The 15,813-nt window shown below is 55.1% G+C and carries 17 protein-coding genes and 1 tRNA gene; 9 read left to right on the plus strand and 9 right to left on the minus strand.

What is annotated here, in order from left to right:
• Window positions 1-164: 164 nt before the first annotated feature.
• Window positions 165-485 carry an antibiotic biosynthesis monooxygenase family protein gene (locus tag AC6I65_RS09875; RefSeq protein ID WP_497901741.1) on the minus strand — a complete coding sequence of 107 codons (321 nt, stop codon included), beginning with the start codon at window positions 483-485 and terminating at the stop codon, window positions 165-167.
• A gap of 170 nt (window positions 486-655) precedes the next feature.
• Here AC6I65_RS09875 and AC6I65_RS09880 point away from each other — a divergent pair, with 170 nt between their 5' ends.
• Together AC6I65_RS09880 and AC6I65_RS09885 are read left to right on the plus strand one after the other, a co-directional pair.
• Entirely contained in the window at window positions 656-772 is a 117-nt protein-coding gene (locus AC6I65_RS09880) for an HVO_2523 family zinc finger protein (protein ID WP_305882003.1), read from the plus strand.
• Between the two features lie 85 nt (window positions 773-857).
• Window positions 858-1,385, plus strand: a complete 528-nt coding sequence (locus AC6I65_RS09885; RefSeq protein ID WP_497901742.1) for a response regulator — start codon at window positions 858-860, stop codon at window positions 1,383-1,385.
• Window positions 1,386-1,489: 104 nt separating this feature from the next.
• Here the strand turns inward: AC6I65_RS09885 and AC6I65_RS09890 are convergent, their stop codons facing one another.
• Window positions 1,490-2,206: a TVP38/TMEM64 family protein gene (locus AC6I65_RS09890; protein WP_497901743.1), complete on the minus strand. Its 717-nt coding sequence runs from the start codon at window positions 2,204-2,206 to the stop codon at window positions 1,490-1,492.
• 190 nt (window positions 2,207-2,396) lie between these two features.
• On the opposite strand from AC6I65_RS09890, the gene AC6I65_RS09895 reads away from it, so the two are divergent.
• Window positions 2,397-2,756, plus strand: coding sequence for a DUF5830 family protein (locus AC6I65_RS09895; protein ID WP_497901744.1), 360 nt, complete (start codon window positions 2,397-2,399; stop codon window positions 2,754-2,756).
• A gap of 106 nt (window positions 2,757-2,862) precedes the next feature.
• Here the strand turns inward: AC6I65_RS09895 and AC6I65_RS09900 are convergent, their stop codons facing one another.
• Window positions 2,863-3,960, minus strand: coding sequence for a DUF7115 domain-containing protein (locus tag AC6I65_RS09900; RefSeq protein ID WP_497901745.1), 1,098 nt, complete (start codon window positions 3,958-3,960; stop codon window positions 2,863-2,865).
• Window positions 3,961-4,067: 107 nt separating this feature from the next.
• Here AC6I65_RS09900 and AC6I65_RS09905 point away from each other — a divergent pair.
• Window positions 4,068-4,220, plus strand: a tRNA-Met gene (locus AC6I65_RS09905).
• 347 nt (window positions 4,221-4,567) lie between these two features.
• Window positions 4,568-4,939: a hypothetical protein gene (locus AC6I65_RS09910; RefSeq protein WP_497901746.1), complete on the plus strand. Its 372-nt coding sequence runs from the start codon at window positions 4,568-4,570 to the stop codon at window positions 4,937-4,939.
• A 155-nt stretch (window positions 4,940-5,094) separates the two neighbouring features.
• On the opposite strand, the gene AC6I65_RS09915 is transcribed toward AC6I65_RS09910, so the two are convergent.
• Both AC6I65_RS09915 and AC6I65_RS09920 read right to left on the minus strand, forming a co-directional pair.
• Window positions 5,095-6,123, minus strand: a complete 1,029-nt coding sequence (locus tag AC6I65_RS09915) for a homing endonuclease associated repeat-containing protein (protein WP_497901747.1) — start codon at window positions 6,121-6,123, stop codon at window positions 5,095-5,097.
• An 893-nt stretch (window positions 6,124-7,016) separates the two neighbouring features.
• A complete protein-coding gene (locus AC6I65_RS09920) occupies window positions 7,017-9,944 on the minus strand; it encodes an ATP-dependent helicase (RefSeq protein WP_497901748.1) in 2,928 nt (975 codons plus the stop codon).
• A gap of 532 nt (window positions 9,945-10,476) precedes the next feature.
• Between AC6I65_RS09920 and AC6I65_RS09925 the strand changes: the two genes are divergently transcribed.
• Window positions 10,477-11,577 carry a DNA cytosine methyltransferase gene (locus AC6I65_RS09925; protein ID WP_497901749.1) on the plus strand — a complete coding sequence of 367 codons (1,101 nt, stop codon included), beginning with the start codon at window positions 10,477-10,479 and terminating at the stop codon, window positions 11,575-11,577.
• 77 nt (window positions 11,578-11,654) lie between these two features.
• Window positions 11,655-12,530: a hypothetical protein gene (locus tag AC6I65_RS09930; RefSeq protein WP_497901750.1), complete on the plus strand. Its 876-nt coding sequence runs from the start codon at window positions 11,655-11,657 to the stop codon at window positions 12,528-12,530.
• A 25-nt stretch (window positions 12,531-12,555) separates the two neighbouring features.
• Here AC6I65_RS09930 and AC6I65_RS09935 read toward each other — a convergent pair whose 3' ends face one another.
• Complete coding sequence (locus AC6I65_RS09935) at window positions 12,556-13,236, minus strand: HNH endonuclease (RefSeq protein ID WP_497901751.1); 681 nt, start codon at window positions 13,234-13,236, stop codon at window positions 12,556-12,558.
• A gap of 152 nt (window positions 13,237-13,388) precedes the next feature.
• On the opposite strand from AC6I65_RS09935, the gene AC6I65_RS09940 reads away from it, so the two are divergent.
• Window positions 13,389-13,691, plus strand: a complete 303-nt coding sequence (locus AC6I65_RS09940) for an ArsR/SmtB family transcription factor (RefSeq protein ID WP_497901752.1) — start codon at window positions 13,389-13,391, stop codon at window positions 13,689-13,691.
• 24 nt (window positions 13,692-13,715) lie between these two features.
• On the opposite strand, the gene AC6I65_RS09945 is transcribed toward AC6I65_RS09940, so the two are convergent.
• Genes AC6I65_RS09945 through AC6I65_RS09955 form a run of 3 tightly spaced genes read right to left on the minus strand, consistent with a single transcriptional unit; the run spans window position 13,716 to window position 15,307 of the window.
• Window positions 13,716-14,510 carry an HhH-GPD family protein gene (locus AC6I65_RS09945; protein ID WP_497901753.1) on the minus strand — a complete coding sequence of 265 codons (795 nt, stop codon included), beginning with the start codon at window positions 14,508-14,510 and terminating at the stop codon, window positions 13,716-13,718.
• 12 nt (window positions 14,511-14,522) lie between these two features.
• Window positions 14,523-15,014, minus strand: a complete 492-nt coding sequence (locus tag AC6I65_RS09950; RefSeq protein WP_497901754.1) for a hypothetical protein — start codon at window positions 15,012-15,014, stop codon at window positions 14,523-14,525.
• Complete coding sequence (locus AC6I65_RS09955) at window positions 15,011-15,307, minus strand: hypothetical protein (RefSeq protein WP_497901755.1); 297 nt, start codon at window positions 15,305-15,307, stop codon at window positions 15,011-15,013. The genes AC6I65_RS09950 and AC6I65_RS09955 overlap by 4 nt, the downstream gene beginning before the upstream one ends.
• A gap of 148 nt (window positions 15,308-15,455) precedes the next feature.
• Here AC6I65_RS09955 and AC6I65_RS09960 point away from each other — a divergent pair, with 148 nt between their 5' ends.
• Window positions 15,456-15,806, plus strand: a complete 351-nt coding sequence (locus tag AC6I65_RS09960) for a hypothetical protein (protein ID WP_497901756.1) — start codon at window positions 15,456-15,458, stop codon at window positions 15,804-15,806.
• Window positions 15,807-15,813: the final 7 nt, after the last annotated feature.

A 15,813-nucleotide genomic window follows, 5' to 3' on the forward strand; every position in this document is an offset into this window, starting at 1 on the left:
GCCTACCGCGCCCGTCGAGAGGTTCTCGAGATGATCGGCGAACGTCCGTGTCAGGCCTGAATCCGACGACGTGACTGACCTGCGGGGCTCCGTTGAATACTTGCCAAGTGATACTGCGGATCTGGATGCGGTCTACCGTCGGTATAGTTGGTACAGTCGATACCCTACTCGGGCGGGTCTGCGGAGTCACCGAATCCGTTTCCATACGTTTCGATGACTTCCGTGATGGTGACTTCGTACGCGTCGTACCACTCGCTCCACCGCTGTTTCGCTCGTTTGTGGTCTGCATCCACACCAAACGCCTCGAGCGCGTCGAGTGATTCCCAGTAGTAGACGACGAGTACCTCGTCACCCTCTGGGTCGTTCCACGTTCGTTTGCCGCGAAACCCGTCCGTCTCTTCGGCAACGGCCTGGATCGAGTCGTTCAACTCGTGGAACTCCGCATCGTACTCCCCAGGATCCAGGCGAAACGTAACCAGGTACATCGATACCTGTACCCAGGCGTTCGCGGTCAAAAAGATTCGCTTCCGCGAACACGATATGCGGCGGAGACAACCCCTAACTCTACGCACCATTTACGCAAAAGACGCGAGAAACAGCCTTCAACGGTGCCTCCGACGGAACACTTAGCATGCCCGACGCCGAAAACTAGCCAATGACCGACGCTGGACCCGCGTGTCCCAGTTGCGGGGCCCACCTCTACAAACGTCACTGCAAATACGTCTGTCCGCAACACGGCGTCGTCTACGATTGTTCCGATCCGTTTCGATAGTCCCACATCGGCGGACGACTCACCGACTGAGTTCACCGAAACGACTACCCCCTCGAGTGCCCCACGTTCTGACGATTCCCGTCGCATGGCCACCAAACCGACGATTCTCGTCGTCGACGACGAGCGCGAACTGGTCGACCTCTACACGAGCTGGATGCGCGACAGCTACGCCGTTCGCACTGCCTACACGGGTCGCGGCGCGCTCGAACAGTTGAGCGACGAAGTCGACGTCGTGCTGCTCGATCGACAGATGCCCGACCTCACCGGCGACGAGGTCCTCGACGAACTCCGCCGTCGAGGCCACGACTGCTGGGTCATCATGGTTACCGCCGTCGACCCCGGACTCGACATCATCGACCTCGACGTCGACGACTACGTGACGAAGCCGGTCTCGCGAACGACGTTGACGCGTCTGATCGAAGCCCTCCGCGCGAAATCGCGATACGGTCAGCACGGTCGCCGCGAAGTGGCGGCCCTCTCGAACAAGAAGGAAGCGCTCGACAGTTCCCTCTCGATCGACGACCTGGAGGGAACCGATCGATATCAGCGCCTCGAAGCGGATCTGCAGGAACTCGGTGACTCGATGGGAGATGGGTTCGCTGAAGGGGAATAGCGCAGGAGTTCGCTGAGGACGAGACCGTAAGGATTCGCCAGGGACGGGTAGCCCGAATACCGTGAATAGGCGCGTAGACGACGTGAACGGAGACGCGTCTTCATTCACTCGAGCGACGTTCTCGCGGTCGGCCCAGTCCGGAGAAGGTTGTAGATCGACGGTGCGAACAGTGCGACGGCGACGACCGCTGCCGACCCGGCGAGGACGAGCCCGTACTGACCGACTCCGTCGATCAGGACGTCGTTCGTGAGCCTGGCCGCCGAGGCACCGACGAGAACGGCTGCGACCGTCCACGGCAGCTCGCCGAGGGCCGTTCCGACGACGAGGTGTCGAAGCCGGACCCCGCTGACGGCTGCAGCGGCCGTCGCGACGTCCGATGGAATCGGGGCGAGTCGCGACGTGACGACGCCACGAACGGGACCGACGGCGTCGTAGTATCGGTCGATCACGTCACGACTCCGCCCGAGGACGCCGGCGAGCGGGCGTCCCTCGCCAGCTGACCGGTCGCTTCCCCCGACGAGCCAGCGAACCACGAGGAAGGTCGGAATTACGGTCAGCGAGACGCCGAACAGGGCGACGGGGAGGCCGAGAACCGCGCCGTAGCCGTAGCCGACCAGGACGGCGAGCGGCGTCGTCGGCCACGCGAAGAGGGGCCGGACAGCGTACAGGACGACGACGGCGAGTCCGAATCGGTACGGGTCGCCGGAGACTGATTCGAGCACGCCGATCGTGATCGACGGCGAGACGAGCAGGCTCGCGAGGAAGACGAGACTCACGAGTCCCGTCCCGAGGAGGGCTCGAGTGGTGATCGGCGACGCCATCGATTGACCGGAGGTTCGAACGCCGGGGTTGAAACCTTTCTGTCTCGTGACGTTCTCTCGAGGTGATAGCAGCGGTTCCATTCCTTCTAATCTCCGTGTTCTTCGGTAACGAGAGCACCAAACCGGGCGACAGGGCCGAGCGTCGACACAACGTTTATCACCGTCCACGGAACACTCCAGAGCGAGCACGATGGCCGAAGACGACCGCGTCGACCTCGGACTCGCTCTCCTCGAGCGACTCGAGCACGAGTCGCTCCCGCTCCCGGCGGTCGTCGACCGAATCGAGACGATCACCACGGATCCCGCGGTGACGCGAACGATCCTCGACGAGGCGGAACTACGTGGCATCATCGACCGGGAGGACGGTATCGTTCGCGTGAAGAGCCGCCAGTACGTCCGGTTCGAAGAACAGGTCGTCACCAAGGAGGGCGAGTTCTCCTGTCGACGCTGTGGCGCCGGACTCTCGACGGGTCACTTCATCAAACTCGAGGCCGGCGAACTCGGGCCGTTTGGCTCGTCGTGTATCAGGAAAGTCACGGGGCGGGAGTGAGGCCGGTGGTCACGTCTGAAACGCCACTATAACGCTACAACTATACGGTTTATAGTTGCTATTTCTTCGATAGCTACTATACTCTCGATAGCTCTGTCAGCAACGATTATCGACCCTGCCGAAGCTCCTCGATCAACTGCTCAATGGTCGCCTGTTGGGCCTCGAGCAACTCGGTCTGGGCCTCGACGGCCGACTCGAGCGACTCGATCCGCTCGGGCAGTTCCGGGTTAGCTGAGGACGAGTCGGCCGTCGCCACATCTTGAACTGCGCCGGTCGAAGCCGAGGATCGATCAGTCACACTTGATTCGTCGTGCAGGGGGTCGTCGGCGGTCTGCTGCTGGGCCGTCTGCCCAGCCCCCTCGTCCGTGTTTGACCCTAAATCGAAAGCGCTCGAGGAGCCGAGCGGGTCGCTGGATGAGTCGGTCTCGGTCGGTTCCTGGCTCGCCGCCGTCTCTCCGCCGAGGTCGTCTGGTTCCGGCGGGTTCGCATCCAGTGGGTCGACGCCGATGCCGAAGTCGACGCCCGACGGCGACTCGGTGGTCGGTTCGTCCGCGTCGTCCTCGTCTGTTGCGAGGAGTGCGTTGAGTTCCTCGAGCGTCTCGACGTCGTGGAATGAACAGAGCGCGCGCTTGAGGCGTTCGGCAACCTCGTCCGCCTGGTCGTTCGGGGCTTTGATCCGCTGCTGGCGACCGTCCACCTCGAGAACGACCTGCGTGGCGACGCTGCCATCCTCGAACGAGAGGTTCGTCACGTCGGCGTAGTGGTACTGCTCGAAGTCGCTGTCCCAGACGGCCTCACCGATGTGCTTGACGAGTCGGTCGCTCGTGATGATCAGGGTGAGTTCGCTGAACCGGAACGTCTTGAGGACGGACTCGCCCGAGTCGGTGATGTCGTTGCCGGTGAGGACGCCGGCGAGCACGGGGTGGAGGACCTCGTCGGTTCGATTTCCCGGAATCGTGAACTCACGTTCGCCGTCGAGGGCGTACTCGAGCGTAAATCGGGTCTTTCGGCGGCCTTCCGAGAGCGAGAGGCGGTCGGCGTCGTGCGGGAACGTGTCGACGGATTCGTCGCTCAGCAGTCCTTCGGCGCGATAGATGATGGTCCTGGAGGGTGTGATGAACAGTTCGTCGTCACCACCGAGTGGCACTCGAGCGGCGATTTCCTCGCCCTCGAGCGTCGACTGGACGATACCGGGAACGGTCATGCACCGTGGTTCGTATGGGCTGGTGATAAATCCGTGGGTAGGGATTACACGCTGTCGGCGAATGGGAAGGTTAAAGAAACACAGCGAACAACCCCCTACTGCAGCAAGCCCGGGTGGCTTAGCTGGACATAGCGCCGCACTCATAGGGTTCAGAGATTCGGTGCGGTTTCGCCTTGGAAGCCTCCGTGTCCCTCGAGGACTCTGCCGAGCCTCGAACCTGGGACATGCGGAGATCGAGGGTTCGGAGCCCTCCCCGGGCATACTTAAAAAGGGTTCAACACCCTCCTGCGTTTCTCCTATTTAAACAACCGTACAATACACCACGTGAAGAGTTATTGGCGGTGTATCTGAAACCCAACACTTTGAGCGGTAGGATGTAGTGCATCAATGATACCGGTGTGAACGAGGAGGCGAACGACAAGGTTGAGATTCACCAGCTTTTTTTGCTAGACCGTGAAAGTCAACAGCCGAAATGAGTACCATAGGGTCAGTACCTTCTCTATAACTGCGTCCGACTGTTAGCTTATTTGTCATAGTGTAAGCTACATAACATTACCCCGAATGAGGATAGAACGTGATGACGCAAAATAAGATCACACGACGCACAGTGATAGCAGGAATCGGTACCATAGGTGGAGTCGGAGCAATGGGAATAGGGGCGACAAAACAAGGAGATCCAGACCAATGGAACGGTCCCGAAGAGAATGGACCAAAAGGGAAATCCGAGAAGATCATTTCAAATCAGAATGGAACAACAATCCGAATGTGGACTGGTCAACTTGAACAGCATGTACGGATAACAGGAAACCCCCATCAAATCCACGTTATTAAGGTATATTACTCGTTTGGGGGAGGTCCAGAACTACGGACATATGAAAACCCTGAACTGCCGTTCTCCACTACTGATGGCGGAGAGGGAATATATTGGATTGAAATATATAACGAGAACGAAGATTTAGTGAACTCATGGTATCTGTAACGCTCCCATGAACAGTCGCCCCGTTATACTTAAAAAGATTCAACGCCCTTTGCCATTTTTAGTATTTAAAGGTTAGTCTATATCGTATCGCCGTCGTGCCAGAGGTGTAATTGAACTGCCACCAGATGTGCTCGACGATCATATACGGTAATTCATCATTCGTTAGTATCTACCTCCGCGGGCTCGTCGAGGTAGTAGCTGGGGACCTCAAGGTCTTCGAGATTGAGATCGGCATTCCGGTGGGTCGGCGGCAGGTCGGCGGCCTTAAGGACCTCATCCCACGAGCCAAACCGTAGGCGCAGCGTCCGCGTCGAGTGGGTTCCGAAATCTTTGTAATCGTCGTGAGATGGTGACACGCCAAGGACAGCCGCACCACACCGCACGTCGTAGAGTAACGCTTCATCCGGGATTGGACCTCCGCGTGGCCTTCCCGGCCGAGGGTCGAACCCAGCGGCCTTAACCGCCTCGTTCCATGAGTCGAAGCGATCGACGTATATCCCCGAACTGTATCGGCCCTCCGCATTCATTTCGTGAGTCGTCGGCGGTTCATCACCATCTGCTAACCGATTGATCTCCGTGAGGAGTTCCCCTGTGGAGGGATTCTTTCGTGTTGCTTGCTCACCGGGCCTCCGAGGATTGAATCCAGCAGCTTCGACTGCCGCGTTCCACGAACCAAAGCGGCTCTTTATTGTTCGGGGGGAGTAGGCGCCCTCCGCAGTCATTTGTATCTGTGTTGGTGGTTTGTCTCCGTCAGCCAACTGTTTGATTTCCGCAACCAGATCCTCATTCGGAATCCGTTCAGAACTACGCTGTGGTTCGAGGCCAGCTGTCTCGACCGCTTCGTTCCACGAGCCGAAACGCTCTTGAAACGTCTTCACAGAGTAGGCCCCTTTATTGTTCATCTCCTGCATCGTTGGTGGCTTGTCACCGTCAGCCAACCGCTTGATCTCCTCGAGCAGATCCTTGTTCGGAATTCTCTCGGTCGGCGATCGCGGCTGGAACCCAGCGGCCTCAACTGCCGCGTTCCATGACCCAAAGCGGCGCCGATACGTCTCTACGGAGTAAGCGCCATCTTCTTCCACCCCTTTCACCGACGGCGGATCCTCGGGCCCGCCACCGAGATGGATGAGTTCTGCCAGCAGCTCGAGTTCCGCGATTTGAGACTGATTGCTGTCGTCGGTCATGTTGTGTTTCAACCTCCCCTGATTCTGCTGAAACTCCGGTGGAACGGTAGTACTACGACTCGGCGTCTCTTTAACCTAACATGCGAAGTGTTCGCAGTGATGGCGGTAGTCTGGGCAGAGCTGTCGCTCTTCCATTGGACCACTTCGGTTGTGGTCATCCTGCTTATCCCGGTGTTCTATGCGGCGAGACAACTCAACCGAGACGACGAATAACGCTTCGTACTGGGATCCCCGTGTCGCACACTTTTACCTCGCTATACCCAGGTCCCTCTGAGAGGATCTATGGCGAATTCCACTCACAGAAGGGCCCCGGCACGCTTTTCATGTGTAACGCTATGAATAACTCCCTCCTCGGGGGAGGCCTAGCCCCTCACAATGCAGCAGGCGCGACAGTAACGCTGCTATGTTACAAGTCCCCACCGTGAGATCAGTCGCGCACTGTGATCGTCAAGAAATGGGCCGAAACTGCAACTCTTTCCGGTTGGCAGGCGCCTCGTTTGGGACCTCTTTGTGGTTGAGTAGCTGCTCAGGATACGTATCGTAGACCAACCCGATCAATAACGCTTCCACCTCTGCTAGAGGGAGAAAACAACCGTTCCTGTGGACTGTGACCTGGGGGTACTGCACAACAAGTATTCACTCATCGCCGAAGGATCTCCACCTATTGGCCGACTCACGAACTCACCTTGATCCCCTACTACAGATCTGTGGGTGAGAAGACCAACTGACTACTGTGCTCTTTGAGCCACTCTGCGTGGGTGACGTACTCAAGGCCATGCTCGGCACCGGAACTCGCAGAACTCCATGAACCGGTCGTTCGCTTGGCCGAATCCGAGTGACTCCTGGACCCAATAGCCTGGCACACCTATCAAAGGTATTCACGACGCCGTGAATCAGTCTTCGGCGTGCGGACAGATGTTTCTAAAGTCACATTCTGCACACTTCTCTTCAGACGGCTGAGGATAGAATTCACGGTCGGCAATCTGGTTGACCCGATTCTCTACCACAAGCTCGACCTGATCAAGGTTCGTATTGGAGAGATCAACCGGTTCTCTTCTCTCGTTCTCTTCCCCGAGCGTCCCATCTTCTTCAGGATTCTGCTGCAGATAATGAACATACCCCTCTGTCGTATCAGGATCGAAATCACTGCGAGTCGCAACGCCATAGAGTCGCACCTGGAACGCGTTCTCCTGAGCTTCAGTAGTGTTCTCCTCCGGCCGCTCACTGGTTTTGAAATCGATTACATCGACTTCACGAACATCCTGGGTCTCCGGATCCTTATGCTCCAGAAGATCAATCTCTCCAGAGACTAACGCGGTGGCCCCATCATCGTTATCTTCTCCGACCAGGATCTCGAACGGGACTTCTGCACGATACGCGCTTATCATATCCTCCCGGTAATTCTGGGCATAATTGATGAGCATATCTTCAGCGGCCGACCGGAGATTATCTTCAATCTGACCAGAGGCATAACGTAGATGGAAACGATCCTCGTCTTGGACGCGTTCACGTATCTCTCCCGGCGAAATAGGGAATTCGTTATTATCTTCCGTGTGTCGCTGATGCATCTCCCGAAGCAGATCGTGAACACCAAAACCAAATCCGAACGCCTGATCAATCGGCGGCGCAAAGCCGTAGACCTGTCGGAGCTTATAATCATACGGGCACCGCTGATAATATCGAAGATCACTGAACGACGTCGGATACACAATCTCCCGACCGGTTGCTGGCAGATCACGCACCTCCCGCGGTGCTGGATCCGGGAGAGGGTCGCGCAATACCGCCGGATGATCAACAGCCTCCAGCTCATCAAAGAACTGTGACGGCGAGTGATTCTGCTCGTACGTCGGATTCGATTCGGCACCCGTCACAGCAAGATACTTTTTCGCACGAGTAAGTGCCACATAGAACAGCCGTCGAAGCGCTTCATCGCTGTCCTGGTATACACCGTAATCGAACACGCCATTGTCAATCCACTCCGTGTATCGAGCGAAATTCCTTGACATACTCTGGCCCGCGTTCGGGAATCCGTAGGTGAACATCGCCGGGATAAACACCGCCGCATATTCCTGCCCCTTGGAGCCGTGAATCGTCGTCAAATCGACTGCATCCACCAGCGTAGGATCGTCGACCTGTGAACGACCATAAAACGAGGAAAGGTCAAGGAACTCGACCAGATCGGTTATCTGATCTGGGAAGATTATCTCGTTCACCGATTCAAAATCCTTGATGAGCTCGCTGACGAGGCCAAGCGAGTACATAACCGGTTCGTCGAAACCTTCCGCGACCCTTTCATCAGTTTCGCCTGCCTCGTTGATTCCCATTGCCGACAGGATTTTATGGAGTTCCGCCTGCGGTTCGATTCGCCGACTGGACGGGTCTTCATACCATTCTTGAAGATCATCCAACTGTTCGATGATTTCGTCTTCACGGTCTCGCAGCGCATCAATACCGTTGATTTCCCTGCGCAGTTGCTGTTCCGTTACTTGGACCGTCTGAATATCGCCCTGATTTGCATTGGAGGCGTCACCGTCGATGATTTCGAAGTCCTCGTCGTCACCTTGAGCTACGTATCCGAACGCCAGTCGAACGAAGTTGGTCATCGGATGCGCAAACAGCCCGTTATCCCCCTGCACAGTATATGGGATATCTCTGTCACGGAGACCATCCTGGATCCGCTCCATAAACTTCTTTTTCCGGAAGAGAATCCCGACATCTCCGTATCGAATGGTGTGCCTGTTTCCTTGCTGATCCTCGTAGACTGTTCCCACGACTTCCTCGATTCGGTTGAGGATGAAGTCAATCTCTTCATCTTGCGTATCGAAGAAACACTGGTAGATGTCGCCGACCTGTCCGCCCTGGTCGGTTTCCATCGGTTTCTCTACACGATCATTATTCCGCTCGATAACTGCTCGAGCCTGATCGACAATTGGTTCCGTGGATCGGAAATTTTGAGCGAGAACCTCCTGTTCTGCATCGTAACGATCGGTGAAATTGATGAAGTTCTCCGGCTGTGCCCCACGCCAACCGAAAATGGACTGATCGTCGTCGCCGACAACACACAGGTTCGGATCGTCCCCTGTGAGCAGTTCGATTAAATCCTCCTGAATATTATTGACATCTTGATATTCGTCGACGATGAGATACTGGTATTGTTCTCGGACCGCTTCACGAATTTCACGGTCATTTTCCAACATCTGGACGGCTCGGTAAACGAGTTCCTGGTGATCGAAGAAATGGTACTCGTCCAAGAGTTCCTGGTATGCTTGATATGCTTCCATTAATGCCTGAGTGTCCTCGTCTTGTGACGCCTCGGCATCGCCGATAATCCGTTCGCGGCGAAGGGTATCGATATCCTCCATGAACCACTTCACTTTCCGATAATTGTTGTTTGGATGTCTCGGCTCAATTTGGTGGAGATCAAGGTCGAAGAAGTGGTTCTGGATAAAGGCACGACGCTCATTATCTCCCATGACATCGTAGCTGAGAGTCTCCTCTCGGTACTCGTGGAGAAGATGCTGGCAGAACGAGTGAATCGTGTCGACGAACATGTCGCCGAGGGATGGATCCTCGAGATCGGCTTTGCTCATCCAGTCTCGAATCCGGACTTTGAGTTCCTTAGCGGCATTCTCTGTGAAGGTGAACGCGACGATATTCTCTCGAGGAACTCCGTTGGAAACCATGTACGCAATTCTGGCAGAGATGGTGTGCGTTTTTCCTGACCCTGCGCAGGCAGCAACCTGAATCGGACCACTTTGATGCTCGATAACCCGTTGTTGAGCGTCTGTCCAGTCGATATCGCCATCAAGGATACTCGGCATTATTTTCGAATCATCACATTGTACTTACAAAAGTTTACCGGAACTTCACTACCTAAAATATATAAAAAATTTCATTTATACCCTGTCATAGATTGCTCTAAAATATGTAAAAAAAAAAGAAGCTAGGGATCAAGCCTAACACTCTAGGGTCCCCTTGTTCCTGACTACGAAATTCTTATCAGTCAGTATATCTATGTGGAGTCTACAAAATCTGTTACACGCACCTCTATCGACTCTTTAGTCATCACTGGCACCCATCTTTCATTCCACAATGAATTTGGATTTTGATTGAATAAACATTCACAAGTATTAATCCCCCTACCGTACACCACTCTACTTTCACTCCGGTTAACAAACCATTTTGACCCCCCGGTACAAACAGTCCGGATACCAACGGAGAAAGGGAAACCCATTAGCCGGATCCCACTGAAAACCATGTTGAACGACCATACAATGATCTCGTCGGCAATTTCTTTCGTGCATGAGTAGGACGCCGTACAAAGTCGTCGATCTCTTCAGCGGTGCAGGTGGTATGTCAATCGGCCTTGAAATGCCGGAACGCCTCAACGGCCTCGGTAACCTGGATTACGCCGATCTCGGTTTCGACGAGCAGGCATTCGAAACCACACTAGCCGTCGAACTCGACGATGAAGCCGCCGAAAGCTTCCGCATGAACTTCAATGCCGAAGTACTCGAAACCGACATCCGGGAAATCGAGTCCTTCGGAGAATGGGGCGATGCCGATATCGTTGTCGGCGGACCACCATGTCAGGGCTTTTCAAATCTCAACAGCGTCAAAACCGACGAACTAGACGACGAACGCAACACGCTGTGGCGACACTTCATGCGGGCGGTCGAAGAGATCGAACCCGATATATTCCTCATCGAAAACGTACCGCGCTTCCTCAAATCCACCCAGGGCGCCCGCGCCGTTGAAATCGCCGAAGACAACGGGTACACAACCGTCGTCGACACACTGTGGGCACACGACTACGGGGTCCCCCAGAAACGGAAACGCGGTTTCATCCTCGGCAGCAAACACGGTGTCCCGTTCTTCCCAGAACCACTCGACGAACCCGAGCGCACCGTAGAAGATGCGATCGGTGATCTCCCAGAGGAACCGTCCGGAGAGAACTGGCATGTCTCCCGGAAGCACGTCACAGAACTCAGTAAAAACCGGATGGAAGAGGTACCACCCGGCGGCAACCGATTCGACATCCCTGAAGAACTTCTACCGAACTGTTGGAAAAACAAGCCGACCGGCGGCACCGATCTGTTCGGCCGGCTGTGGTGGGACCGTCCCTCCGTCACGATCCGCACCGAGTTCTACAAACCCGAGAAAGGCCGGTATCTCCATCCCGAAGCAAACCGGTCGATCACCATCCGGGAAGGCGCCCGGTTACAGACTTTCCCCGACGACTTCGAGTTCTCCGGTGCCCGCACCCGAGTTGCTCCACAAATAGGGAACGCTGTCCCACCGAAACTGGCATACCACCTCGGTCAGGCGATGAAGATGCATCTCGAGGGCGAAGAAAGCCAGATCAAGCACGATGCCGAAACCGAGCACGAGATCTTCAAGAAGTCCTTTCCGATCGGTGAAGGCAAACAGTCGCAGCTGGCCGCGTTCGAATAGTCACTTCTCACGGAGTCCCCGTTTCTTCTGCCGTATTGGTCGACACTACTTTGTGCTGTGACTGAGTGTCATTCCGTGTGACAAACGATTATCGGGAGTTCGTTGAGGACTATTTTGCAGATCAGGAGGTGGAAGAGGACGATGCCTGGCAGCACGTATACAAGATTCTATGGGACAAATACGACACTGTTGAACACGAAACAACGAAGCGGAGCGAGGAGGTCGAGAACATTCCAACCATCAAGGAATCATCAACGATCGAGAGCTTCAAATGGATGGACCGCGGTGTCCGAGCCCGCAACTACATCCAGGACGCAATCGGCGACGCCTACGACGACGATTTCGACCTTCTGTACAGTGGACTTGGCGGCGACCGTCAGAATACGCGTGGAAACGGTTTCGAGCATACAACCTCGTATCTCATCGAAACATTCTGCGGGGTCGAACCAATGGTCGGCCCACAGCTGTCCGGCGGCACCAATGCACCGATGCGGGGATACGAGATGATCCAAGAAGGTGATGTAGAAACTCTTGACCTGGCATTGTTCTCTCCCGGCGAGTTCCGCATGGTGATCTCGACCAAATGGACGTTGCGCCGCGATCGTCTCAAACAGTACCTGTTCGAAGCAGAATTCCTGAAAGAACGGACACCGGACCTCAATATGACCGTCCTCACCAACGATTGTGACGAGAACTACCTGACCACGTTGATCGACCACCATGCAATCGACCGCGTCTACCATGTCCACAAACCACTGGTCCTCGAGACCATACGCCCGTTCGACGAAGAATCGGGCTCCCTTCTAGAACTGGTCGAGGACGCATCACCAACAGATATCACGAAAGCGTACCGGTATTTCAAACTCCACGAAGAAATGAAGGACTTCACCAATCTCATCGACGACATCAACAACATGATTGAGTCCCGGCAAACCAGCGACGACGGACCGTAGCAACAGCCACGCGAGAGGCAACTGATTACTCGCTTTTCGGGCCGTCTTCGATCCGGCCGCCACGTCTGCGATTCGCAATATTGTCTGACGCGCTCTTCCCGTGGTGACACTCGTTGCACAGCGTCCGGAGATTGGACGGGTCGTTGACCGCTTCCGGATCATCGTAATCGACGAACGACTCGATATGATCGACCTCCATGTACCGGACCCCTTCGTTCTCCTGATCCCGACCACACACCTCGCAACTTCCCTGCCGCTCCAGCTGCTCGAACCGTGTCTGGGCAGTGATCCGCGACTTGACGTCCACGTCCTGGACTTCGACCATGAAATAGTCGTTCTGTCCCAGTTCCGCTCGCGTCCGTGTGCTGTCGATCACGAACCCTTCCTCGTTCCGCAGCTCACGCACACGACGTGCGTACTCGCTGATCCCGCTGATCCGGGCCAACCGATCGGACTTCACCGGCTCCCCGATCTTATCTCGGAGGTATTCACGGATACGGCCTTTGCCGCTTGTTTCGTCGAAAATCGCGGCATACATATCTTTTTCAACGTCTTCCAACTCGTCAAGCGCCTCCATGTAGCCCGCGAACTGGTCTTCCCAGTTGTCACGCGTCACCGATTCTGTATCAATTTCCTCAAGTTCTTCGACCATCGTCTGCGCGTTCTCCAGCACTTCGGCGTACGCCTCGGCGAAATCCTTCGACATCTACTTCGGGAAGAAACACTCAACTAACACGAATGTTTGTTACGTGGGAATGTTGTCGGCATCGATAAACAGCAACTTGTTACAAAGTCTTATTGTCTAAATCAGTATATCGTAACGAATATCAAAGTAAGACTGAATGTTACTAGGAACAGATGGATCCGGAGGCAGTCGCAAATGCATTGGCGAACGATACCCGCAGGAAAATTCTACAGCTACTGCTGTCGGATCCAAAAACCGCGACCGAAACACACGAACAGTATCTCGAGGCGTATGAAGACGAAAAACACCGAGAAACCATTTACCGGTACCTCGAAACCCTGGTGGAGGCCGGGATTGTCGAAAAAGAATACCGCCAGAATCGCGGCCTAGTCTATTCGGTTCCTCATCACCGTCTTGTACTTGATATTGAAGCGTGGACGGTAGATCCGATCGACGATGATTCAGAACCGTCGTAGAATCTGTTTCAGGGGGACAGGGCCTTACGCCGAGTCGGGCTGTTGCTGCAACGCATACAGACAGCAGTCGTTCAACGGGCAGACAGCACACTCCGGATCGGTCGCAGTACAGACTGCTGCACCGACGTCAAGAATTGCAAGGCTGTAAGCACGAGCTGCTGCTGGCTCATCAGGCACCAGTGCGTCACACAGGTCGTATACCCTGCTGCTCTGGTGCGGCCGTGACGGCATATTATAGCCGAGAACACGCCCGATCACTCGAGCAAAGTTCGCATCCACCAGCGGCTGCGGCTTACCGAACGCAAACAGAAGCGTTGCACGCGCCGAATAATCACCGACATACCGCGGCTCCATGAGCGTATCAAGCGACTGTGGAACCCGGCCGTCGTATTCGGTGCAGAACAATTCGGCTGCATCGGTCAACGATGTCGCCCGTTTCTCACCCAGTCCCAACGACTCAACGTCCTCTCGGACAGTCTCAAACGTCGTGTCACGGAGTACGGCGGGCGACGGATATTTCTCGACGAACTCAGGGTACACTGCTTCTACCAGATCGGCGCGTGTCCGCTGAAGCAGGATTTCGGCTATGTAGACTTCCCACGGATCCGTGGTACAGCGCCACGACAGGTACCGGCCCTTATCTTCTAGCCAGTCTACCAGGCCCGGGATCGCCGCCACAAACTCGCCTACGCGGGCTTCCGGGTCGGTAACGCCGCCTTCTGCGGCGAGTTCCACTGCCCGGTCGATGTCGATCAAATCGGCTGCCTCTTTTGGATTGAGATCGGTTTGACCGAACGGGAGCGAAACAGTATCAGTCATCTCCAGAGTCACCTACTCCAGGGCCGCTTCGCGTTCGGCAAGATTCAGAATCGCCTCAAAGTTCTCCCGGTCTATCTCTGTAATCCCGTGCTGCGGTACACCGCGAAGTCCCTCTCTATCGGCAAGCATCGGGATTTGTTCCTTTACTACCCGGGCAGGGATCGGAGGGTCAGATGGGCAGTAATCGTCGATATGTGCATAATAGTTGATCATCGACGGCGGAATGTCGTTTTTGGGTTGATCCTCAAACGCATCCGGGATCCGGGTTTCGATCTGTGAGATCTGCCCGGTCCCGGTAAACGATTGAATCTCCGGTTGATAGTACACGAACCGGCAGTTTTCGCCAATGATTTTATATCCTGGAATACCACCGCGAAAATGGTAGACCTGTCCGTGTGCATCACTGTACCCCGAGTTCTCCTCCGACTTTTGATTGAGCCAGAGAAACGTGGATACGGAGTCCAATTCGTCCGTACTATCGCTTGTAGCGTCGGATCTCTTCATTGCTGTGTTTCAGAGCGTTCTTCGGATAGGTGTTTATGAATCAGCTTCAGGTCCGTCCGTATGAACTCGTACGGATAACTGGAATGCAGTTCTGAACCCAATGCTTCCATGATAAGATGATTCAATTCTGTTCGAAGTAGCTCGTCTCCGGGTTCCCCGGTGATTTCCTCGTAAATCTGACGACGCTCCTCCTTGGTGAACGATGCTCGATACTGTGAGTTGTAGCTTGCAGAATTGTATGTATCGATGCCGACCATGTCGGCGATCTCATCGGCCAATTCATCGTCTATCATAAAATCTCGGCGCGGCCTTATATCCGACATATCAATGCTCTACTGGTCTTGCCGTAGATTGCAATCGCATAGGCATAAATCGGTTGTTCACCCCTCCATGGGACGGCGACGAAACGCTATTAGCACCGGTCGTGGCAATCACCGGTATATGCTGAAAGCATCCTACCAACCGCGGACCAACGTCATCACCTTACCAGCCGAGATGATCGAGAAGGATGTGGTCAGTATTGACTCACCGGTCTTCTGGGCCTACGATTCATCTAACACTGCGGCAGTGTTCACGCAGTGGGGTGACGAACTTCGGGCTGCCGACGACCTGACCTATCTCGAGCAGAGTAAAATTACGCGCAACCGGGTCACATCGGTTCCGACCGAAATCCTCGATCAGATGGAGTTCTACGTGATGGTGGAGGTTGCAATCACCGACGACCTGATTGGGAAGCCGAGCGGGGTAATTTCGACCGATGAAGACGCGTTCTGGACCAACCTCATTGAATAATGAGAAG

The sequence above is a fragment of the Natronosalvus sp. KLKA75 genome, assembly GCF_059736265.1.